25 protein-coding genes and 1 riboswitch are annotated in these 20,961 nt (G+C 45.4%); of the genes, 8 read left to right on the forward strand and 17 right to left on the reverse strand.

The window, feature by feature from the left end; genetic code table 11:
• Positions 1-301: 301 nt before the first annotated feature.
• The 4 genes from ERX55_RS08695 to ERX55_RS08710 all read right to left on the reverse strand — a co-directional run bounded on the left by ERX55_RS08695 (position 302) and on the right by ERX55_RS08710 (position 4,118).
• Positions 302-1,333, reverse strand: a complete 1,032-nt coding sequence (locus ERX55_RS08695) for a ferrated catecholamine ABC transporter substrate-binding lipoprotein SstD (protein ID WP_133452182.1) — start codon at positions 1,331-1,333, stop codon at positions 302-304.
• Between the two features lie 89 nt (positions 1,334-1,422).
• Positions 1,423-2,226 carry an iron ABC transporter ATP-binding protein gene (locus ERX55_RS08700; RefSeq protein ID WP_133452183.1) on the reverse strand — a complete coding sequence of 268 codons (804 nt, stop codon included), beginning with the start codon at positions 2,224-2,226 and terminating at the stop codon, positions 1,423-1,425.
• Positions 2,219-3,172 (reverse strand): iron chelate uptake ABC transporter family permease subunit, encoded by a 954-nt coding sequence (locus ERX55_RS08705; RefSeq protein ID WP_133452184.1) that lies wholly within the window; start codon positions 3,170-3,172, stop codon positions 2,219-2,221. The genes ERX55_RS08700 and ERX55_RS08705 overlap by 8 nt, the downstream gene beginning before the upstream one ends.
• Entirely contained in the window at positions 3,156-4,118 is a 963-nt protein-coding gene (locus ERX55_RS08710; RefSeq protein WP_165983762.1) for an ABC transporter permease, read from the reverse strand. The genes ERX55_RS08705 and ERX55_RS08710 overlap by 17 nt, the downstream gene beginning before the upstream one ends.
• A gap of 223 nt (positions 4,119-4,341) precedes the next feature.
• On the opposite strand from ERX55_RS08710, the gene ERX55_RS08715 reads away from it, so the two are divergent.
• Complete coding sequence (locus tag ERX55_RS08715) at positions 4,342-5,679, forward strand: APC family permease (RefSeq protein WP_133452186.1); 1,338 nt, start codon at positions 4,342-4,344, stop codon at positions 5,677-5,679.
• A 189-nt stretch (positions 5,680-5,868) separates the two neighbouring features.
• Here the strand turns inward: ERX55_RS08715 and ERX55_RS08720 are convergent, their stop codons facing one another.
• The 3 genes from ERX55_RS08720 to ERX55_RS08730 are packed head-to-tail and all read right to left on the reverse strand — an operon-like array spanning position 5,869 to position 7,189.
• On the reverse strand, positions 5,869-6,231 hold the full coding sequence (locus ERX55_RS08720) for a DUF423 domain-containing protein (RefSeq protein WP_133452187.1): 363 nt from the start codon (positions 6,229-6,231) through the stop codon (positions 5,869-5,871).
• Positions 6,232-6,240: 9 nt separating this feature from the next.
• Entirely contained in the window at positions 6,241-6,531 is a 291-nt protein-coding gene (locus tag ERX55_RS08725) for a YwdI family protein (protein ID WP_133452188.1), read from the reverse strand.
• Complete coding sequence (locus ERX55_RS08730; protein WP_133452189.1) at positions 6,521-7,189, reverse strand: uracil-DNA glycosylase; 669 nt, start codon at positions 7,187-7,189, stop codon at positions 6,521-6,523. Before ERX55_RS08730 ends, ERX55_RS08725 begins: the two co-directional genes overlap by 11 nt.
• A gap of 109 nt (positions 7,190-7,298) precedes the next feature.
• On the opposite strand from ERX55_RS08730, the gene thiD reads away from it, so the two are divergent.
• From thiD to ERX55_RS08755, 5 genes are all read left to right on the forward strand, one after another.
• Positions 7,299-8,129 (forward strand): bifunctional hydroxymethylpyrimidine kinase/phosphomethylpyrimidine kinase, encoded by an 831-nt coding sequence (gene thiD, locus ERX55_RS08735; RefSeq protein WP_133452190.1) that lies wholly within the window; start codon positions 7,299-7,301, stop codon positions 8,127-8,129.
• A gap of 112 nt (positions 8,130-8,241) precedes the next feature.
• Entirely contained in the window at positions 8,242-8,598 is a 357-nt protein-coding gene (locus ERX55_RS08740) for a YojF family protein (RefSeq protein WP_133452191.1), read from the forward strand.
• A gap of 12 nt (positions 8,599-8,610) precedes the next feature.
• Positions 8,611-9,273: a bacillithiol biosynthesis deacetylase BshB2 gene (gene bshB2, locus ERX55_RS08745; RefSeq protein WP_133452192.1), complete on the forward strand. Its 663-nt coding sequence runs from the start codon at positions 8,611-8,613 to the stop codon at positions 9,271-9,273.
• Positions 9,274-9,295: 22 nt separating this feature from the next.
• Positions 9,296-10,168 (forward strand): GTP cyclohydrolase FolE2, encoded by an 873-nt coding sequence (gene folE2 / locus ERX55_RS08750; RefSeq protein ID WP_133452193.1) that lies wholly within the window; start codon positions 9,296-9,298, stop codon positions 10,166-10,168.
• Between the two features lie 9 nt (positions 10,169-10,177).
• Positions 10,178-10,732 (forward strand): sugar O-acetyltransferase, encoded by a 555-nt coding sequence (locus tag ERX55_RS08755; protein WP_208001523.1) that lies wholly within the window; start codon positions 10,178-10,180, stop codon positions 10,730-10,732.
• Positions 10,733-10,762: 30 nt separating this feature from the next.
• Here ERX55_RS08755 and ERX55_RS08760 read toward each other — a convergent pair whose 3' ends face one another.
• Together ERX55_RS08760 and tadA are read right to left on the reverse strand one after the other, a co-directional pair.
• On the reverse strand, positions 10,763-11,632 hold the full coding sequence (locus tag ERX55_RS08760; RefSeq protein ID WP_133452195.1) for a Cof-type HAD-IIB family hydrolase: 870 nt from the start codon (positions 11,630-11,632) through the stop codon (positions 10,763-10,765).
• Positions 11,629-12,150, reverse strand: a complete 522-nt coding sequence (gene tadA / locus ERX55_RS08765) for a tRNA adenosine(34) deaminase TadA (RefSeq protein WP_133452197.1) — start codon at positions 12,148-12,150, stop codon at positions 11,629-11,631. Before tadA ends, ERX55_RS08760 begins: the two co-directional genes overlap by 4 nt.
• A 60-nt stretch (positions 12,151-12,210) precedes the next feature.
• Here tadA and ERX55_RS08770 point away from each other — a divergent pair, with 60 nt between their 5' ends.
• Together ERX55_RS08770 and ERX55_RS08775 are read left to right on the forward strand one after the other, a co-directional pair.
• The gene (locus ERX55_RS08770) at positions 12,211-12,804 is read left to right on the forward strand and encodes a deoxynucleoside kinase (protein WP_424960687.1); all 594 of its coding nucleotides are present in this window, start codon (positions 12,211-12,213) and stop codon (positions 12,802-12,804) included.
• Positions 12,797-13,453, forward strand: a complete 657-nt coding sequence (locus tag ERX55_RS08775; protein ID WP_133452200.1) for a deoxynucleoside kinase — start codon at positions 12,797-12,799, stop codon at positions 13,451-13,453. Before ERX55_RS08770 ends, ERX55_RS08775 begins: the two co-directional genes overlap by 8 nt.
• 14 nt (positions 13,454-13,467) lie before the next feature.
• Here the strand turns inward: ERX55_RS08775 and ERX55_RS08780 are convergent, their stop codons facing one another.
• From ERX55_RS08780 to mtnK, 8 genes are all read right to left on the reverse strand, one after another.
• Positions 13,468-14,160, reverse strand: a complete 693-nt coding sequence (locus tag ERX55_RS08780; RefSeq protein WP_133452201.1) for an HAD family hydrolase — start codon at positions 14,158-14,160, stop codon at positions 13,468-13,470.
• Between the two features lie 3 nt (positions 14,161-14,163).
• Positions 14,164-15,225 (reverse strand): branched-chain amino acid aminotransferase, encoded by a 1,062-nt coding sequence (locus ERX55_RS08785; protein ID WP_133452203.1) that lies wholly within the window; start codon positions 15,223-15,225, stop codon positions 14,164-14,166.
• Between the two features lie 88 nt (positions 15,226-15,313).
• Entirely contained in the window at positions 15,314-15,829 is a 516-nt protein-coding gene (locus ERX55_RS08790; protein WP_133452204.1) for a 1,2-dihydroxy-3-keto-5-methylthiopentene dioxygenase, read from the reverse strand.
• A 1-nt stretch (position 15,830) separates the two neighbouring features.
• Positions 15,831-16,445, reverse strand: coding sequence for a methylthioribulose 1-phosphate dehydratase (gene mtnB, locus ERX55_RS08795; RefSeq protein ID WP_133452205.1), 615 nt, complete (start codon positions 16,443-16,445; stop codon positions 15,831-15,833).
• Complete coding sequence (locus ERX55_RS08800) at positions 16,442-17,089, reverse strand: MtnX-like HAD-IB family phosphatase (RefSeq protein WP_133452206.1); 648 nt, start codon at positions 17,087-17,089, stop codon at positions 16,442-16,444. Before ERX55_RS08800 ends, mtnB begins: the two co-directional genes overlap by 4 nt.
• Entirely contained in the window at positions 17,074-18,237 is a 1,164-nt protein-coding gene (locus tag ERX55_RS08805) for a 2,3-diketo-5-methylthiopentyl-1-phosphate enolase (protein ID WP_133452207.1), read from the reverse strand. The genes ERX55_RS08800 and ERX55_RS08805 overlap by 16 nt, the downstream gene beginning before the upstream one ends.
• Before the next feature lie 239 nt (positions 18,238-18,476).
• Positions 18,477-19,493 (reverse strand): S-methyl-5-thioribose-1-phosphate isomerase, encoded by a 1,017-nt coding sequence (mtnA, locus tag ERX55_RS08810; protein WP_133452208.1) that lies wholly within the window; start codon positions 19,491-19,493, stop codon positions 18,477-18,479.
• Positions 19,490-20,683 (reverse strand): S-methyl-5-thioribose kinase, encoded by a 1,194-nt coding sequence (gene mtnK / locus ERX55_RS08815; RefSeq protein ID WP_165983763.1) that lies wholly within the window; start codon positions 20,681-20,683, stop codon positions 19,490-19,492. Before mtnK ends, mtnA begins: the two co-directional genes overlap by 4 nt.
• Positions 20,684-20,763: 80 nt before the next feature.
• A riboswitch (SAM riboswitch) is annotated at positions 20,764-20,867 on the reverse strand.
• Positions 20,868-20,961: the final 94 nt, after the last annotated feature.

A 20,961-nucleotide genomic window follows, 5' to 3' on the forward strand; every position in this document is an offset into this window, starting at 1 on the left:
TGTGTCCGGTAAATGCCGGATAACGGACACTTCCATATTCTCTATAACTGTTCCTCATCTTTTTTCATGTCCTTAACAAGTAGCGCTAAGTTTTGCTCAAAAAATTTTAAAGACTGTAAAGAGTGATAGTTCTTCTTGTACTTAATAACTTTGTTATAAGACCGATGCCTGCAATCATGAATACGCCGTACCGTCACCAGACTCTCTTCATGTCATCACCCCAAAGTTTTTTTCAGTATAGAAAGAAACGATGTATATGTCAATTTATGCCAAAAAATCCGACAGCTGTCGGATTTTCTGATTATTTATATGCTTTTTCGATCTCGTCAATCTGCTGCATTGTTGTTTTAACGCCGCCACTTGAGAAGTACCATAAATATGGGTCTAATTCGATGACTTGATTCTCTTTGATCGCATTAACATCTTTGATGACTTTATTGGCCAGCACTTGCTTGCTTGATGATTTTCCACCCACTGCAACGCCTCTGTCCATCGCAAAGATAATGTCAGGGTTCACTTTGTTGAAGTATTCATAGTTGACGACTTGACCATGACCCTCTGCTTTAATGTTGCTATCCGCTTCTTTCACACCTAAGACGTCATGGATAAAGCCGAAGCGCCCTCCTTTACCAAAGACTGACAGTTCGCCTTCATTCGCTAATACAAATAGCCCTTTTTTATCAGATGCTGCTGTCATTTTCTTCACTTCTGCAATCTTGTCATCTAATGCTTTGTTTAATTTTGTTGTTGCGTCTTCTTTATCAAACATTTTACCGATATTGTCTGTGTTTGCTTTTACGCTCTCAACGTAAGCTGTATCTTTAGTACCTACGTAAACTATCTTAGCGTCTGGTGCTGCTTTCTTCATTTCATCCAGAACTTTAGCGGAGGCCTGACGTCCTGAGATAAGAATGACTTCAGGACTGAGTTCAGCCAGTTTCTCGAAGTTAGGTTCTTTAAGTGAACCGAGGTTGGTGTACTTATCGTCTTTGAATTCTTTCAGAAACTCAGGGACAGAGCGATTACCTTCACCCTTAGGTAAACCGATGACATGGTCAGCAAGACCCAGCTCCTGCATAGTGGTTAATGTCCCGTAGTCGAATACTGCTACTTTTTTAGAGTTTTTAGGGACTTCCACTTTTTCTGATACATCTTTTGCATCACTGCCATCTTCTTTTTCACCCATCATTTTGTATTCATTTGCGATTGCTACAGTATTTTCTGATGACTCTCCTGCTGTCTTCTCTTCTGTTGCCGTTTCTTTTTTGCTGCCACATGCTGCTAAGATCAAAATTAATGCAAAACTAAGTACTAAAAGTGAATATTTCTTCATGGTAATCTCCTTGTATAATCATTTTCCCCCGAATTTTTGCGCCCAATGTAACACCTGATCCCCGGCACCACTCCTTTCATTGTCCGCCACTAAATCATCTGCACTTCCCTGACGTAGTCATCCACTGTTTTTTCATCATCAAAATAGACACAGATCTGCTGACCGAATATGCATTCAATGTTGATGTCCATATCATAGACCGCCTTCAATGCTTCCGGTGTGATGACGTCATCTTTCGGCCCGTCCAGCAGTATCTCGCCTTCTTTCATCGCGACGATATAATCCGCGTAGCAGGAGGCAAAGTTGATATCGTGTATCACAATCACGATTGTCTTCTGTTTCTCCCGTACGAGGCGTCGAAGCAGCTGCATCATCTGAACAGAATGCTTCATATCCAGATTGTTCAGCGGTTCATCCAAAAAGATATAATCCGTATCCTGAGCAAGTGTCATGGCTATAAAGGCACGCTGTCTCTGACCGCCTGACAGTTCATCTAAATAAGCATCCTCCATGTTCGTAAGCCCCATATATGCCAGCGATTCATCCACTATCTGTATATCGGTTGCCGACAGACGCCCTTTTGAATAGGGGAAGCGGCCAAAATTCACCAGCTCACGCACAGTCAGCTTTAAATTTGTATGGTTGCTTTGCTTAAGAACCGCCAGTTCCCGAGCCACCTGCTCACTTTTCAGGCGAGTGATTTCAGTGCCGTTCAGTTCAACAGAACCGCTTGTCACATCAATCAGACGCGTTGCTACATTGAGCAGTGTGCTTTTACCGGCACCATTAGGACCGATAATAGCTGTGATAGCGCCTTTTCTGATTTCTGTTGAGACGTTTTTCAGGATCTTTTTCTTTCCGATATCGAGCGATAGGTGACTGACTTTAATCATGTGCGCCCTCCTTAAATAGTAAATAAATGAAGTAGAGTCCTCCGACAAAATTGATCATAATCGTAATTTCAGTCGTCCCGTCAAAAATATACTGTGTCATCATCTGTCCGATCAGGAGCGTGATCACGGAGATCAGCATGGTACAGACAATGAGCAGCTTATGTTCATAGGTCCGGATAAACTGATAGGTAATGTTACAGACGATAATGCCGAGAAATGTGATAGGTCCGACCAGTGCTGTTGATATGCTGACGAGGATAGCCACTATCAGCAGCATCGACCTAGTCAGTCCGTCAACATCAAGACCAAGGTTGACCGCGTGAATCTTACCGAGACTTAACACATCCAGTTCATGGCTCTTGCGGTAGACGAGAAGCAGTAATAAACAGATTAAAACCGCGCAGAGAATAAGCAGTTTCTCGTTCACTGTGTTGAAGCTTGCAAATAATCTGTCCTGCAGCATCAGGAAATCATCCGGATTCATCACCATATGCATAAAACTCGAAAGACTCTGGAAGCATGTCCCCATGACCAGTCCGAAGAGCAGGATGAAGTAAACAGACGTATTCTTTCTGAAAACGAGCTTAAAAAGTCCCAGTGTGAACAACACCATCAGTGCAACAGAAAGAAAGAAATTGATATAGGTATTCATGAGCAGCGAACTGACGGCGCCAAAGATAAAGATGATGACTGTCTGAAGAAATAAATAGACCGCATCCAGTCCGATCACTGACGGTGTCAGCAGATGGTTCTCTGTCAACGTCTGAAAAATCAGGGAGGAGACCCCGATGGCCGCCCCTACTAAAATGATGGCGGCAACTTTACGTATTCGTGCAGGTAAAACGTAGCCGAGTGCATTCATGTTCAGCTGTATCAAGATGTAAAGACCGATAAGTGTCACAGCTGTCACGAGTAACAACAGAATTTTTCTAGATTTTGGCGACATACTCGTTCCTCCTTTTCAAGAGAAGCAGCATAAACAGCACGCTGCCGATAATGCCGAGCGTGAGGCCGATCGGGATTTCATAGGGAAAGATAATAAGGCGGCTGAAAAGATCCGCTACCATTACCAGAATCGAGCCAAGTAAGGCTGTATACGGCAGGGTCTTCTGAAGATGATCGCCCACCAGCATGTAAACGATATTCGGCACTACCAGACCCAGGAACGGTAGGACACCAATAGTCACTACGACTGTCGCCGATACAACGGCACTGATGATGACACCGATATTCATCATGCGTTCATATGGAATGCCTAAATTACGGCTGAATGATTCTCCCATACCGACAATCGTGAAATGATAGGCGTAGAAATAAATCAGTATGACCATCGGAATAATGATATACAGAATTTCATAACGCCCCGATGTCACCATCGAAAAATCACCTACAAAGAAGTTGCCGATACTCTGCATGGCATTGAAACGAAGGGCCATGAAAGTAGCAAAACTTGAAACGATATTGCCGAGCATGAGTCCGACGAGCGGAATAAAGATGGCGTCTTTGTATTTGATACGGTTGACGATATACATGAAAGAAAGAGTCCCGATAATGGCGGCCATTATCGCGAAAATGAGTTTTACCAGAATATGTGCTTCTGTGAAGAATATCATGGCGATCAGAATACCAAGTTTCGCGAAGTCCATCGTTCCTGCTGTTGTCGGTGAGACGAATTTGTTGCGCGTCAGCTGCTGCATTAATAGGCCTGAAATACTGAGCGCCGCGCCAGCCAGAATAATGGAGATGGTTCTCGGTAACCGGCTGTTGATCAATATATTTTTGTCATTGGCTGACAGCTGTAAAAGATGTCTGGGGGCCAGGTCTACTACACCGATAAAAATAGACAGCACAGACAGCACAACGAGTAAAAGGGTTAAGTACCGCAACTTCATTAGAAAAGCTCCTCTGCAATTGATAATCATTATCATTTATAATGATAACAAAGATCAGCCACATTTCAACCTTTTTCTGTATTTAAATGCATAACATGTTGCTCTTTCCTATTTAAAAGAAGATTTATTTGATAAGTTGTATGCGCATACATTACGGGCTATTTATGTTTTCTTTTTCATGCTATATTGAGAGAGTGTTATTTAATATTAAGGGGGTATTTTTATGCATCAGGAAGATTCTCTGAAAAAATCCATCGGCTTGATGACAGCCATCACAATTGTTATCGGTACTATCATCGGATCCGGTGTTTTTGTTAAGCCATCTGTCGTACTCGGTCATGCAGGATCGAGCAACATGGCGATTGCAGCCTGGGTTGTCGGGGGGATCTTGACACTCGCTGCAGGATTGACCATTGCTGAAGTCGGGGCCCAGATTCCAAAGACAGGCGGCCTTTATGCTTATATTCGCGATATATATGGGCGTTTCTGGGGCTTCTTGACTGGATGGGTTCAGACCGTTATTTATGGGCCGGCGATCATTGCTTCGCTCACTCTGTTTTTTGGGATCTTAGTTGCGAACTTTTTTGGTTTCAGCGAAAGCCTGGGTATCTGGGTAGGAATTGCAGCCCTCACTTTCCTGGTTATTCTTAATATTTTGGGGACCGGCCTCGGAGGCGCGATGCAGAACTTCACGACCGTTGCTAAGCTGATTCCGGTATTTGCGATTATCATCTTCGGTTTATTATGGGGAAAAGCTGATATCTTCAACCAGGATGTCACGAGTCTTATTAAAGATGGAGATGAAATCAACTTCGGCCGTGCAGTACTTGCAACATTATTTGCTTATGACGGCTGGATCATGCTGACGAACTTAACAGGCGAAATGAAAAATGCGAAACGCAATCTGCCGCTCGCCATGCTGATCGGACTCTCAGTTGTAACGCTCGCTTATGTTTTTATCAATATTGCAGTCTTTCATGTCATCCCCGCAGCAGAACTGATCGGCATGGGCAATACAAGTTCCGCGCAGGCTGCGACTGTTCTCTTCGGCTCTATCGGCGCAAAATTCGTCAATATCGGTGTGATCATCTCAATCTTCGGCTGTCTGAACGGCAAGATCATGACATTCCCGCGTGTGCCGTTTGCCATGGCAGACGATCACTTACTGCCGTTCTCTAAAGTTATCGGCTACGTCAGCCCTAAAACCAATACGCCGGTCGGTGCGCTCACCATTGTTTATCTGCTCGGACTGATACTCGTCCTTCTGACCATGGCATTTCCAGCAGTCGTCAACGCAGACTACTTATCAGAGATCTGTATCTTTGTGATTTATGTCTTCTATATTATGGCCTTTGTCGGTCTCTTCCTGCTCAGAAAACGGCATAATGGTCAAAGAGCTTACTCAGTACCTCTTTATCCTGTCGTCCCTATCGTCGCTATTCTGGGTGGCCTGTTCATCATTGTCAGCACACTGCAGAGTGACTTCCTAGGTGCGCTCTATTCACTGATTATCGTTGTCGTCGGTATTCCTTTTTATCTGTTCCTTAAAAAGCATGTTTAAGCTATTTATATAATGGCTATAAATAAGAAAACCGTGAAAAGAGGCGTTCAATATGAAAAGATTAATCTCATTATTAATTAAATTAGCTCCAATTATTTTACTGATTTTACAACGTCAGTTAAACAAACGTAACAACACAAATAACTATAATCGCTAAAAAAAATGACTCTCATCTGAGAGTCATTTTTTTTATGCTTTCCATGCGGCAAGTATCATCAACGCCCAGCCGGCAATGAACAGCATGCCACCGATCGGCGTAATCGCACCGAGCACTTTGATCTGTGTGACCGCAAGAACATACAGTGAACCGCTGAAGAAAATAATACCTGCCGTCATCAGCCATCCTGCCGTATTTAAGTTCAGTTTAGTCGTTCCCATCAAGATACCGATCATCACTATTCCTAGTGCGTGGTACATCTGATAGGTCGTGGCTTTATTCCAGATGTCCAGATATTTTTCGCTCAGCTTACCTTCAAGTCCATGTGCCCCAAAAGCGCCGAGCGCTACTGCGATGAGTGCATTAAGGGCACCAATGATAATAAATGTCTTCATGTTCTCCTCCTAAAAATCAAATAAGGAATCGCCGTTGCCAAAGCCATCATCTGTAACAGCTTTATTGTCTGCCGTCGGGATTTTCGCACCCATCATCTTCAATTCTGCAGCAGTTATTGCAGGCTGCGACAGATTTGAGACATTCATATGCTGGACGCTCTCAGCTGAAGTGGCAGTTGACTCAGCCGCCAGTCGCGCCAGTGTTTCTACCGCATACATATGTCTTGCAAACATTTCACCATCAGCGCTCTTCGCCTTATTAAGTTCAGCCTCTATCTGCTGAATGATCTTACTTCTCACTCATTATAACCTCCTTGCACCAGTTGATCGGCTCAAGACCTTGTGCTTTTAAATAATCGTTGGTCTGACTGTAGGGCTTTGAACCGAAGAAGCCTCGAAAAGCACTCAAAGGACTTGGATGAACACTTGTGATTATATGGTGTTTCGTCGTATCAATAAGGGGTAGTTTACTCTGTGCCGGTTTCCCCCACAGAATGAATACCACATGTTCCTTCTCATCACTGACCGCTTTAATCACCTCATTCGTGAACGTTTCCCAGCCGATGCCCCGGTGTGAGTTGGCCCGGCCTTTTTCTACCGTCATAACCGTGTTGAGTAACAGCACCCCTTCTTCCGCCCAGCCTGTCAGCTCACCTGTATGTCTGACACATCCCGTGTCTTCCTCCAGTTCCTTATACATATTGCGCAGTGAAGGCGGCAGCTTTGTCCCATTTTTGATTGAAAACGCTAGACCATGGGCCTGATCGGGTCCATGATAAGGGTCCTGCCCTAGAATCACGACTTTCACTTTGTCGAACGGTGTATATTTAAAGGCATTATAGATATTCTCTCTCGCCGGATAAATTTCCTTTGTTCGATAAGCTTCTTCCAGAAATAAATCCATCTCCGTAAAATCATGTTGGGCCTTGATTTTTTTAAATATAGTCTCCCAATTCATCTCATCACCTCTTCATATGGATTGTATCATAATTTGTAAGCATTTTATTTTGTCATACCCGTATTCGTGCTATGATAATAATAATCAGAAAAAGAATGGGGTATGTCACATGTCACTTAAGAAAACTTTAACTATTGCAGGGTCTGATACCAGCGCCGGTGCAGGCATGCAAGCTGATTTAAAAACATTCCAGGAGTTAAATACATATGGTATGGTCGCCCTGACTGCAGTCGTTACAATGGATCCGGAAACATGGGGCCACGATGTAACACCGCTACCCATCGACTTATTAGATAAACAGATTAAGACAGCCTTATCTATCGGACCTGATGCCATTAAAACAGGAATGCTGGGTACAGAGGAAATCATCAGCCGCGCAGCACAGGCCTTTAAGGATTCAGATGCTGAAATTTTCGTTGTTGACCCGGTAATGGTCTGCAAAGGAGAAGATGAGGTTTTAAATCCAGGCAATACCGATGCCATGATCAAAGAACTGTTACCACTCGCTACAGTCGTAACGCCTAACCTTTTTGAAGCAGGACAATTATCTGGTCTGGGTAAACTGACTTCAATCGACCAGATGAAAGAAGCGGCACGCATCATTCATGAGCGCGGTGCTCAGCACGTCGTCATTAAAGGCGGCAAAGCACTTGAAGGACAAGAAGCAATGGATCTTTACTTTGACGGCAAAACATATACACTGCTGATTACAGAAAAATTCCAGTCTTCTTATAACCACGGTGCCGGCTGTACATTTGCTGCTGCAACAACAGCAAACTTAGCCAATGGTCAATCTCCACGTGAAGCTATCATCAACGCTAAAGGATTCGTCGCTTCTGCTATTAAATATGGCTGGAAAATGAACGATTTCGTAGGTCCCGTTCAGCATGGTGCTTCTAATAAAGTAGAGAAAATCGAAGTAGCAACGAAAGAAGTATAAACTGTCAACAATGGAGAGTGGACCTTATGGTGCACTCTTCTTTCTCAACACAAGCTAAAATTCAGTTGCTCACTTCCGAAAAAAGGAGCAGTATTGATAAGGAGTTATAATGATGGAATTAATCAATGAACAAGCTGTACAGCAGCATCTGGACGAGTTCGCCAATACCCCTGTCTATCTCCATGTCGAAACGACAAACGGCGCCTATGCGTCCCATTTTGATGAACGCGTCTTCAATGCAGGCACTTTTCTTCGCAATATCAAAGTGACCTACATCCAGGGAAAAATTACAGGTGGTAAAAAAGATCCTTACCGTGTCGGCTTAAAGCTTGAAGGCGGCTGGGTCTATGTCCAGGGACTTACGCATTACGAAATCGCAGAAGATGGTGCTTTTCTGATGGCGGGCCATAACTATGATGGTCAGCTGGCTGCCGCCCTTGAAATCAGTCGAACACCATTTCATTTATAAGAGGTGCACAAAATGACAGAATCACAAGTATTAGTTGTATTTCCCCATCCTGATGACGAAGCATTCGGCGTTTCCGGCACACTGGCACAATTTATGGATGCAGGTGTTCCCGTTACTTACGCCTGCCTGACACTTGGACAGATGGGCCGTAATTTAGGTAATCCTCCCTTTGCGACACGTGAATCCCTCCCTTTTATCCGGGAGCAGGAGCTGGAACGTGCAGCAGAGGCTATCGGTATTAAAGATTTACGTAAAATGGGCTACCGTGATAAAACACTGGAATTTGAAAAAACAGAAGATCTGGCTAACATGGTGGGTGCCTTGATCGATGAGCTGAAGCCTTCTCTCATCATTTCATTCTATCCAGGACATGCTGTTCATCCAGACCACGAAGCAACAGCTGATGCAGTGATTGAAGCTGTTAGACGTCTGCCTGAAAATGAACGTCCAAAGCTCAATCTGGTCGCTTTCAGTCATGATACATTTGAGGTACTGGGAGCCCCAGACGTCGTTGTCGATATCACAGGATATGAAGAACGTAAAATGCGTGTCCTGGAAGCGCATGCCTCCCAGACAGGCCCTATGCTGAAAAATCTGGCTGCAGACTCTCAGCAAGCAGAAGAAGCGCGTGATATGTGGATGAAAACTGAACGCTTTTACAGCTATACTGTATAAAGAAACTTAGGAGATTAGTAAAATGAAAGAATATAATTTAAAGACACGTGAAGGTCGTTGGAGACATTTCGGTTCTGTTGATCCTATCAAAGGTACTAAACCGACTGAAAAAGAGCTGATGATGGATTTACAGAGCTCTAAAAAAGACTTCTTATTTGAAATCGACCACGTGGGCATCAAGAATCTGACTTATCCGGTGCGTATCGGAGATTTCCAGACAGTCGGCCATTTCAGCCTCTCTACTCATCTTGCAAAAGATGAAAAAGGCATTAATATGAGCCGCATTCTGGAGTCTGTTGAATCACATTATGAAAACGGTCTGACGCTGGACTTTGATACTCTGAAGAAAGTCCTTATCACACTTCAGACAGCGATGAAACAGAAAAATGCATCTGTTGAAGTAGAAGGTGTCTGGTTCTTCGACCGCTACAGCCCGATCACTAACTTAAAAGCAGTGGGACATGCGGACACGACATTTGAGATGACCGTCGCTGATGAAAAAGTGATCAGCCAGTCGCTAACGATTAAAGCGCAGGTCACAACGCTCTGTCCATGCTCAAAAGAAATCAGTGAATACTCTGCACATAATCAGCGGGGCGTCGTGACGGTCAAGGCAGACCTGACAGAAGAACTGCCGGCTGATTATAAAGAACAGATGCTTGAAGCAATGGAAATCAATGCATCAAGCATGCTGTACCCGATCTTGAAGCGTACAGACGAAAAGTCTGTGACAGAACGGGCTTATGAAAATCCACGCTTTGTTGAAGATTTACTTCGTTTAATTGCTGCGGATTTAGTGGAACTACCTTTCATCACAGGATTTGAGATTGAATGTCGCAATGAAGAATCGATTCACCAGCACGATGCCTTTGCTCGTCTTAAATACAGTAAGTAAGGAGCCCTTATGACTGAAAAAGAAAAGATGCTTCGCGGAGAGCTTTATGACCCTCAAGATCCCACTCTTGCAAGTGACCGGCTTCAGGCGAAGCTTGCAATACGCAGTTTTAATGCCTTGCCTGAAAATTTATCTGAAGAACGGGCTAAAAAAGTGAAAGCTATCTTCGGTTCAACAGGTGAAAAGATTCATGTCGAAAGCAATCTAAGAGTCGACTACGGTTATAATATTCATGTGGGTGAAAATTTTTATTCGAACTTCGATCTGACACTGCTGGACGTTGCACGCATTGAGATCGGTGATAACTGTATGATTGCACCTGGTGTCCATATCTATACAGCAACCCATCCAGTCAATCCTGATGAACGGAACAGCGGTGTCGAGTATGCCAAACCTGTCAAAATCGGGCATAATTGCTGGATCGGCGGTCATTCTGTCGTCAATCCGGGCGTAACGATCGGGAACAATGTGGTAATAGCAAGTGGCAGTGTGGTCACTAAGGACGTGCCTGATAATGTGGTGGTGGCAGGTGTACCTGCCAGAGTCATACAAATTATCGAATAAAAAAATGGACTGAGCAATCAGTCCATTTTTTTATTCATTTTCCTGTCTGACGTACTTCATAATCGCTCTTCCCACGCCGCTTTCTTCATTGGAATCCGTCAAATACTTAGCGACCGCTTTCGTCTCACTTGCTGCGTTCTCCATCGCCACGGAAAATCCCGCTACTTCAAGCATCGAGACATCATTCAGATTATCTCCGAGTGCCATCGTTTCAGACAACGGAATCTGGAGCTGCTCAGCGATACGCTTTAAGGCCACGCCTTTCTGGGCATCTGCATGGGTGATCTCCAAGTTATTACGGGCAGACGCTGAGATCGCAAGACTGCTGAAAGCCTGCAGTTCACTTTTAGCCTGCGTTAATTTGTCGTGATCACTCGTATAAGCCAGCAGCTTCATGACGAGTTCACCTTCACGGTCATAGATCATGCTGTAGTCAGCCACTTCTTTTAACGTCCCTTGGGCAAGTCGTTTATTGATACCTTCACGTATTTTCTCTACATCAGGCGTATTGCCGGCCTGCATCGCGATATCAAGGTAGATCTGCAGGTCTTTTTCTTTATCTTCTGTATAAATTCCGAAGTTCGTATAGACTTGATAAAAGATATCATATTTGCGCAGCACGTCTGTCACTTTTTTAATCTGTCCTTGATTTAAATGTGATGTATGCGTGATATTGAACTGTTCATCTCTGATCTCCGCGCCGTTCAGACAAATATATGGGACTGTCAATCCAGTCGGTTTAACAGGCATATTCGCCTCGTAAAAAGCTCGGCCCGTCGCGATGACGACTGTCACGCCTTTACTCTGTGCATAGCGGATGGCCTCGATGTTCTCCTGTGAGATTTCGTGTCCTGAATTAAGTAATGTTCCGTCCATATCTGTTGCGATAAGTCTGATCATTCTTTCATCTCCTCTTCTTTTGCTGCCATATCCCATTTTACTACACCTTTGTGTCTGGCTACCTTATTTTTGCGTATATTCCTGAAGAATGCCGTCAATATCATACTGCATTCTTCCTGACAGATCCCTTTAATGACTGTCGCCCGGTGATTGAATCTTTGTTCTGTCAGTAAATTCATCAGGCTGCCACTGCAGCCGCCTTTAGGGTCAGTCGCCCCGTAGACGACAACAGGAATGCGGCTCATCACAATGGCACCCGCACACATCACACAAGGTTCGAGCGTCACATAGATGATGCAGTCTTCCAATCGCCAGGATCCGAGATGTGCCGCCGCTTCATTGATGGCGATCATTTCAGCATGATAAGTCGGATTCTGTTCAGTTTCGCGTAAATTATGACCGCGTCCGATGACTTCACCTTGGTGCACCACGACTGCTCCAATCGGCACCTCCCCTATCGCCTCAGCTTTCCGGGCTTCCGCCAGTGCCTGTTTCATAAAAAATTCATGTTTCATCATAGACCACCTTAATTCGATTTGTGTTACAATACATATACATTTTATCGGTAGGAGAAAATTATGTCATTATATATAGCTATTGAAGGACCCATTGGTGTCGGCAAAAGTTCCCTCACACGAATGCTGTCGGAGACTCTTCAGATGGAGACGTTATACGAAATTGTTGAGGAAAACCCGTTTCTCAGTGATTTCTATGAAGATATCAGTAAATGGAGTTTTCAGACGGAGATGTTCTTCCTCTGCAATCGCTATAAACAGATCAACGACCTCGCTGACCGCTCTGTCATAAGCGATTATCATATTTTGAAGAATAAAGTATTTGCCAGAAATACATTGAACACCACTGAATATGCGATGTTCGAAAAGATATACGACGTCATGACCGAGGACTTGCGTCGCCCTGATGTGACTATTTTCCTGACAGCTGAGCTGCCTGTCCTTAAAGAACGCATCAGAAAACGTCACCGCGACTTCGAGATGTCCATTACTGATGATTATTTACTGACATTGATCAAGGATTACCATGATGTCTATCAGTCGACCACTCGTGCCCTCTATATCGATACGACGCACCTTGATTTTGTCCATCGCCCCGAAGATTATGCCAAAATATTATCACAAATCACTACTTTGTTAGGAGAAAACAATGTATAACATACCCAATGATGCCATTATAACAATCGCCGGTACAGTCGGTGTCGGCAAATCTTCGCTGACCAAGGCCCTGGCTGAGAAATTAAATTTCAGAACTTCATTTGAGAAGGTGGACAACAACCCCTACCTCGAAAAATTCTATCAGGATTTTGACCGCTGGAGCTTCCATCTGCAGATTTATTTCCTGGCTGAACGTTTCAAGGAGCAGAAACGGATGTTTGAATATGGCGGCGGCTTCATTCAGGACCGCTCTATTTATGAAGATGTCGACATCTTTGCGAAGATGCACGAAGAAGGCGGTACCATGACGGCTGAAGACTTCGAAACCTACCTCCAGCTCTATGAAGCAATGGTCATGACGCCGTACTTTCCACGGCCAGACTGTCTGATATACCTTGAATGCGACTATGATGCAGTGATCCGCCGCATCGCAGAACGGGGACGTCAGATGGAGATTGAAACGGATGAAGCTTACTGGCGGGCTTTATTTGCTCGTTACGAGAAATGGATTGACGGCTTCAATGCCTGTCCAGTCGTCCGCATTCACATTGATGAATACGATGTCTTCGGTGATATTGATTCACTGGACCCTGTTATCGACAAGATCGGCAAAGTGATTGCCGCTCACCGCACCTCACAACAAAGATAGACCGCATATGCGGTCTATTTTATTTGGTCTATTTGAATCTCACCGACACTGCCAAGCAGCAAGTCGGCATCGCGCAGATCCTGTCTGTCACCGGAGCCGCTTAGAACGCCGATCACTTTCTTGACCTGCCCGTTTCTTCCGAGCATGACGTCCATCTCTGTATCACCGACCATGACGACTTCGGACGCCGTGACATTCAGTTTACTGACAATCTCATCAATCAATGCTTTCTGTGGTTTCTGGTAGTGGGTATTATCACTTGTTATAACCAGGTCAAAATAAGAGGACAATTCAAACTTATCGAGAAATAAATTCATGGATTGCTGATCATCAGCGGAGACTACTGCCATTTTATAGCCCGCTTCTTTTAAACGCTGCAATGTCTCTTTTACACCCGGGATGATTTCAATGTCACTGGCTTCATTGTCAGCAGAAAGATGTTCCATCTGATTGAGTGTCCAGTCCGCCATCCGATCTCCTTCAGGTAATACGCGCAGACGTTCAACGATGGCTTTCACGCTCTCAGCGCGCAGCACTTTATCCAGCTGATCATCAATCAGGCCAAAAGCATCCTTGATCTCTGACTTCGGTACATGAATATTGGAACGTGCTGAAAATTCATTGATCAGATCATCAGCAAGTTTAACCCCGATACTGCCAAGCTCCATGAGTGTCCCATCTTTATCGAAAATAATCAGTTCAGTCATATGTCACCTCTTGTTAATTTTCAGACACCAGTTAAAGGGGTCTGCTTTTCTGCCTTCCTGAATCGCTGTATATTCATCGTAGAGATGCTGCGTCACAGGGCCTGTCGCGCCATTATTGATGACCACTTCCCGGTCCTGATAGCGAATAGAGCCGACCGGTGAAATGACGGCTGCTGTACCCGTACCGAAAATTTCAGAGACACTTTCTGCATTCATCACCTCTTCAATCGCGATACGTCTTTCTTCGACTTCATAGCCCAGATAAGCAGCCAGCTGCAGAATGGATTTACGTGTGATACCCGGAAGGATACTGCCGTTCAGTTCTGGCGTCACGACTTTCCCGTCCATCACAAAGAAGATGTTCATGCTGCCGACTTCTTCAATATAGCGCTGCTCAACACCGTCCAGCCAGAGAACCTGATGATAGCCGAGTTCTGAGGCACGTGTCTGTGCTGCGAGACTCGCTGCATAGTTACCGGCCACTTTAGCAAAACCGACTCCCCCACGTACTGCTCGTACATATTCATCTTCTACATAGATACGCGTTGCCATCAGCTGATCATCGCCGTAATAAGCACCGACCGGCGACAGAATAATCATGAATTGATATTCTGTCGCTGCATGGACACCAAGGTAAGGCTCAGTTGCAATCACAAACGGCCGAATATATAACGATTCGCCCTGCCCTGCTGGAATCCAGTCCTGTTCAAGACGCACCAGCTGCTGAAGTGCATCCAGCAGAAACGCCACATCTACTTCAGGGATGTTAAGACGAGCATTAGACAGATTCATTCGCTTGAAATTCTCCTCCGGTCTGAAGAGAATGATGTCATCACCCTGACGATATGCTTTCATCCCTTCAAAGACTGCCTGTCCGTAATGCAGGACTTGTGCTGCCGGAGAGATTTCGATGTTCTGATAAGGTTTGATCAGTGCATGGTGCCAGCCTTTCCCCTCTTTATAATCCATCGTGAACATATAATCTGTAAAGAGCTGACCAAAACCCATCGGTCCCTGTGGTTTCTCTTTCAGTACTTCTCGTTCAATTACTTTAATAGCGCTCATATTCATCCTCCAACACTCTTGTTATGATTCATTATAACTGAAATAAGGATAGGAAGAAAAAAAGAGCATTCAAGTGAATGCTCTGATACTACTTCTCATATACAGGCACCCAGCCTGCTTCATCTACAAATATTCTGACGGCTACTACTTGACGGCTCGTATCAAGGGTAAAGTAGTGTCTGACGTTCGGGGGTACCGAAATAAGATCGCCAGGCGTCAGGTGTACTTCAAAGAACTGATCTGAGCCTTCAATGACAAATACGCCGTTACCACTCACAATAAAGCGTACTTCATCATCTGTATGATGATGCTCACGCTGGAAATTCGCCAGCAGCTCATCCAGACCAGGTGTCGCAGAAGATAGACTGATCACGTCGCTTGCCTTGTAACCCCGTCTTGCACTGATATCGTCAATTTCAGATTTAAAAGTTGCCAGAATCTGTTCTTTTTCTTCATCAGTCAGGGCATAATTTTCTTTAAGATTGTCAGGTAGTTTTGATGTATCCCACTGTTCATAGATGACTTCATTCTTCTCAAGATAAGCCCTTACTTCGTCCTGATTCTCAATTTTCTCCTGTGTCTTCTGTAATACTAAATATGCCATGTTATTTCTCCCCTTTAATATAATATTGAGCTGCATTCAGCTGCAGTTGATATTCAAATAAAAACTCAGCCGCTTCAAATAACTTCATTGCTTCTGTACTGGTGCGGCCCCAGACATTGATGCCATGATTACGAATCAGCACTGCGCCGTAATCCGCTGTCAGGTGGGGCACAAGAAATGCGGCAAGATGATTCACATCACTTGGATTATTGATGATCGGAATAACCAGTTCGTCTTCCTCCTGCCATAAACCAAATGCCTTGATCAGCTCCTGGTTTCTGAACACAACCTGGCCTTGATCACCATATATTTCAGAAATGACATTATTACTGACCGTATGGATATGAATAGAAGTCCGTGCCCTTGTTCTTCTGAATATCTCAACATGAAGCACCGTTTCAAGCGAAGGCGTGAGGTCCGTAAGCGGCACACCCTCTGCAGAAACATGGACAAAACTCCGGTCGTTCGTAATGTATTTATCAACACCACTTGTCGTTACATACAAAGTGCCATCGTCATTTCTGATGCCGAGATTACCACTTGTCCCGGGAAATAATCCACGGGCTGCCAGCCGTTCTTTAACAATTGTCAGGTTATGCAACGTATCACATGTCATCTGACCACCTCCTCTAGTTGCTCAGCTATATCATAAAAGGTCTGGAACGGAAGATGCGAAATACCTTCTGTCTCTGCGTAAACGGTCAGTTTATCAGTGGTAAAGAGGATATCCGCTACTTCAGCCAGACGGATATCAGTCACGCTGTCACCGATAGCAATGACCTGGTGATTGCCGAGTGTTCTGACGATTGAAGGTTTACAAGTGCCGCACTCACCTGAGGCACATAGATCATCGCAAGGATACCGCCATTCCACCTGCATCTTCTCCCCGCTGAAGTCCACGTGATTGGCATAGACATCTTTAATACCAGTGAAGCCGTTTAATATAGGATCAATAAAGAAATGCATGCCGCCACTGATGATATAAAACGGTATATTCATCTCCTGCGCCTTATCCAGCAGAGTCTGAAAGCCAGGTCTGATACTCACTTCCTTGCAGACGAACTCAACAATGGCCTGACGTTCACGGCTGTCCAGCAGATTGAAAAGGCTGGTGACCCCTTCCTTCACGGAAAGCGTTCTATCGAGAATCTGAGTTAAAATCGCCTGACTGCCTGCCGGCGCAAAACGCTGCATAATCGCGACAATGGTATCGCTTGACGTTACCGTGCCATCAAAATCGCAAGCTATAATGAACCCCATTGTATCACCGCCTTTTCGTATGCCGGACCCGCCGCCTTGCCTTCATATAATTCAATGGCCTCCAGAAACGCCCGTCCGCCGGCAGCAGCACCGTCCGGATGCCCATGGACACCGCCTCCAGCATTGATGACAATATCAGAGCCGAAGTCATCGATCAGACGACTGACCAGCCCCGGATGAATACCCGCGGACGGCACCGGAAAGGCGCGCGGTACAGGTGCTGCTGAACGGGCAGCGCGAACAATTTGTTCTGCTTCTTGCTGGTCAAGCGGGACAGAACCATAGGGTGCCGGGAATAAGATCAGATCTGCTCCCGCCAACCGTGCTAGCTTACTGATAAGAAGCGGGTAGCTGATACCATGGCTGTCACTGCCGGCAATCGCACCGGCAAAAGCAGGATGAGCGAGAATCGGCAGTCCGGTGTCTAGTTCCCTGATTCCTTTCAGAACGTCCAGTCCATAAGCATGAACGTTAAAAAGGATCGCCGTCGCCCCCAGCTCTTTGGCACGGACTGCTTTATCCTTGAGCTCAAAGACAGGCCCCGACAGATTGACGGCGTAGAGGACTTTATGCCCCGTCTCGTCTTCCACTTCCTTCAATACGGCTGCTGCAGCGCTGATACGCTCTTCAAAAGGCAGTTCAGGTACATCATAGAGAATCTCATCATCTTTAATAATGTCTACGCCCCCGAGTGCCTGAGCACGAAGCTGTGCTTTGAAAAATTCCACATCCCGGCCGATGATCCCTTTAAATATGCTCATAACTAGCGGCCTGGACTCAATTCCGAGGTGACGTCTTATTCCTTCAATACCGAAAGCAGGCCCCGGAAAATGACTGACATAGTCGCCAAAATCAATATCAATGAGTTTAACCGCACCGTCCAGTGATAACTTGCCGAATACTGTCGTCAAAATAGAAGAAAAGTCCGGTGTCACATTTTTAACCGGATAGGCGATCTTGATGGCTAGACCATCTGACTGCTGTTCGGCGTGTACAACCCGGCCCTTGTAGGCCGCAAGGTGCTCTTGATCAAGTGTGGTCAGCTCGGTCCAGCTGCCGACCGTCAGACCGACAGCCAGCTTTTCAGCAAATGGCTCAGCAGCCGCCACTTTCCCTGTGAAAAAATAACTAGCTGTGATTTCAGACATGATGACGACCTCCTTTTGTAAATGGCTGATAATTTAAAATGAGTGCTATGGCAAGTACACATCCTTTTACAATGTTCAGGGGGTAATAAGGGACTGACAGCATGACCAGTCCGTTTTCCAGTACGGCGATTAGAAGCGCGCCGAGAATAGTCCCTAATTTGCGCTTGCTGCTGTTTGCTCCTGCTCACCGCAGCCAGCCAGCAGTATACCTGCAGCCATTAATAGCCCGAATGTTCGTTTCATTGTTTTTCCCCTTTGCTGAATAAGTTCTGAATTGCTTCGTAAGTGGGTTCGATTGCACCCTGTTCTGTGACGATGGCTGTAATCAGTGCGGCCGGCGTGATATCAAATGCCGGATTATAGACGGCACCTTCGATTGTCACCGCTTGATCACGGAGATGAGTCACTTCAGTGGCATGCCGCTCTTCTATCGGAATAGCACCGCCGTCTTCTATGCTCAAGTCGAACGTCGGTGTAGGCGCCGCCACATAAAAGGGAACGTTGAAATAATGGGCGGTTATCGCCAGAGGCAGTGTGCCAATTTTATTGACCACATCCCCGTTCGCTGCCACTCTGTCACAGCCTACAAATACCGCCGTGATTTTCCCTTGCTGCATTAATGTTGCAGCTGTTGAATCCGTGATAATGGTTACATCAATGCCCGCCTGTGACAGTTCGTAGGCTGTCAGTGCCCCTTGCAGCCTCGGCCTGGTTTCTCCGCTGTACACTTTAAACTGTGTCCCTTCTTCATGTGCCAGGTAGAAGGGGGCAGTCGCTGTGCCGTAATCACTAGTAGCGAGCCGGCCAGGATTGCAGTGAATCAGAAAAGCCGATGAGTCCGTCACCAATCGCTTAAGATGCTGACCAATCGCTAAGTTGATGGCCTGGTCTTCCTGAAAGATTTGAGCGGCTTCCTCTTCCAGTGCCTGAATAGTCTCAGCGGGATTCTCCGTGATAACCGCATGAACCCGTCTCAGTGCCCAGTGCAGATTAACAGCTGTCGGGCGTGTATGCTGCAGCCTTTCAATCACACGCATCATGTGTTCTCTGAAAGAACCGCGCTGATATTCACGTGCACCTACCGCCACGCCGTAAGCAGCCGTTATCCCGATAGCAGGTGCTCCTCTGACCACCATATCTTCAATAGCCCGCGCAATCTTTTCATGTTCTGTATAAGTTCTATAGACTGTCTGATGAGGGAGCGCCGTCTGATCCAGCAGTGTCAGCTGGCCTTCTTTGTAAGAGATAGCTTTCATGCGACTGACTCCTTACTGCTGTCAAGCAGTGTGAATAATGATGAGTAAGCTCTGACCTGTTCAGGATACTTGATTAAAAAGACGGCGAACCGTAACAGCTGTGTCTCCGCTCTCGTACGGTCATCTTCTAAGCTCGTAATATCGGAGACTTTGGCAATCCACACAATACGGCGGATAATTTCCAGTCCTGCGACAATATAGGCATCTTTCTCAATCTCATTGATGAATCCTGCAATAATAGAGGCGTCACGCAAGGCGACATCTATTGTTTCCCGCTGGAGAATACTGAGCGCCTGAGAGCGGAATGTCCTTAGCACCTCATCAAGTGTCCGCTCTATCCAGAGGGCCTGTTCAACTCGCCCTGATGAGGAGGCATGGGTATGTGCAAAGAACAGATGGGCGATAATATTGCCGAGGTCATAGCCTGCCGGACCGAAGAAGCCGAATTCAGGATCAATGACTTTAAGGCCAGACTTGTTGATAAAAATTGATCCTGAATGCAGGTCACCATGAATCAGACTCTCTGCTTTGTTCAGAAATTTCAGCTTCGCCTGTGCAACAGCAGCCTTAAGAGCAGAATCCTGATAGACGATGCGGTCCACCACTGCTGCTAAGTCTTCGCTCAGCTCATTACGGTTGAAGTTATTGTAGAAAGGTTCTGTATAGACCAAGTCTTCAGTAATCTCACAGAGTTCCGGGTTGATCATCTCTTTCTGCAGTGCTTTTTTCTCTTTAGCCGGCATGATAAAATCCGAAGTCCGGATCAAAGTTTCTGCTAAGTAGCGGCCTAACTCCTCACCTAGAAACGGGAAGAGCTGTCCGTCCTGCAGAGCTGTCCGTAATATCGTATAATCCTTCAAATCCTCCATGATGACACATTTCATCACTGGATCAATCAGAATAATGTCAGGCACAAGGTCCGGGACGTAACGGCTATGTGCCTGAATCAGATGTCCTTCTCTGATTGTACGGTCCGTCGACAGCACAAACTCATCGGAGATACGGGCCGTGTGACCGGAATGCTTGACGATGACAGAGCGTTCTCCATCAGAAACTCTGAAGACATAATTCAGGTTGCCATCACCGATTTCTGTCACAGTCAGGTCATCTGTTTCAAACAAGGTCGTCTTGTATTTGATATAAGCGCTGACTGCTTGTTCATCCATTAAGAAATACTCATCAAAATTCATAGTTTCCCCCTTGTTCATCATCAAGAAGCAAAAAAAGACGTTTTTCCTGTCTACAGGAAAAACGTCGCCATCAGTATCTCTACTTATCTCTCAGTACGGGTGTACTGTAGGAATTGGCACCTTTTCCAGTGGACAGGTTGCTGGACGTCATCGGGCCTAATCCCTCAGTCACTCTTGATAAGAACTATTTAATTTTTGGTTAATATGAATATTAAAGGACTGCTTGTTTAATGTCAACACTATTTTCAGAAATTTCTGGCCGCTATCTTGTCTCTCAT

This window comes from Macrococcus bovicus (assembly GCF_004359575.1).
In the GTDB taxonomy this organism is placed as follows: Bacteria; Bacillota; Bacilli; order Staphylococcales; family Staphylococcaceae; genus Macrococcus; species Macrococcus bovicus.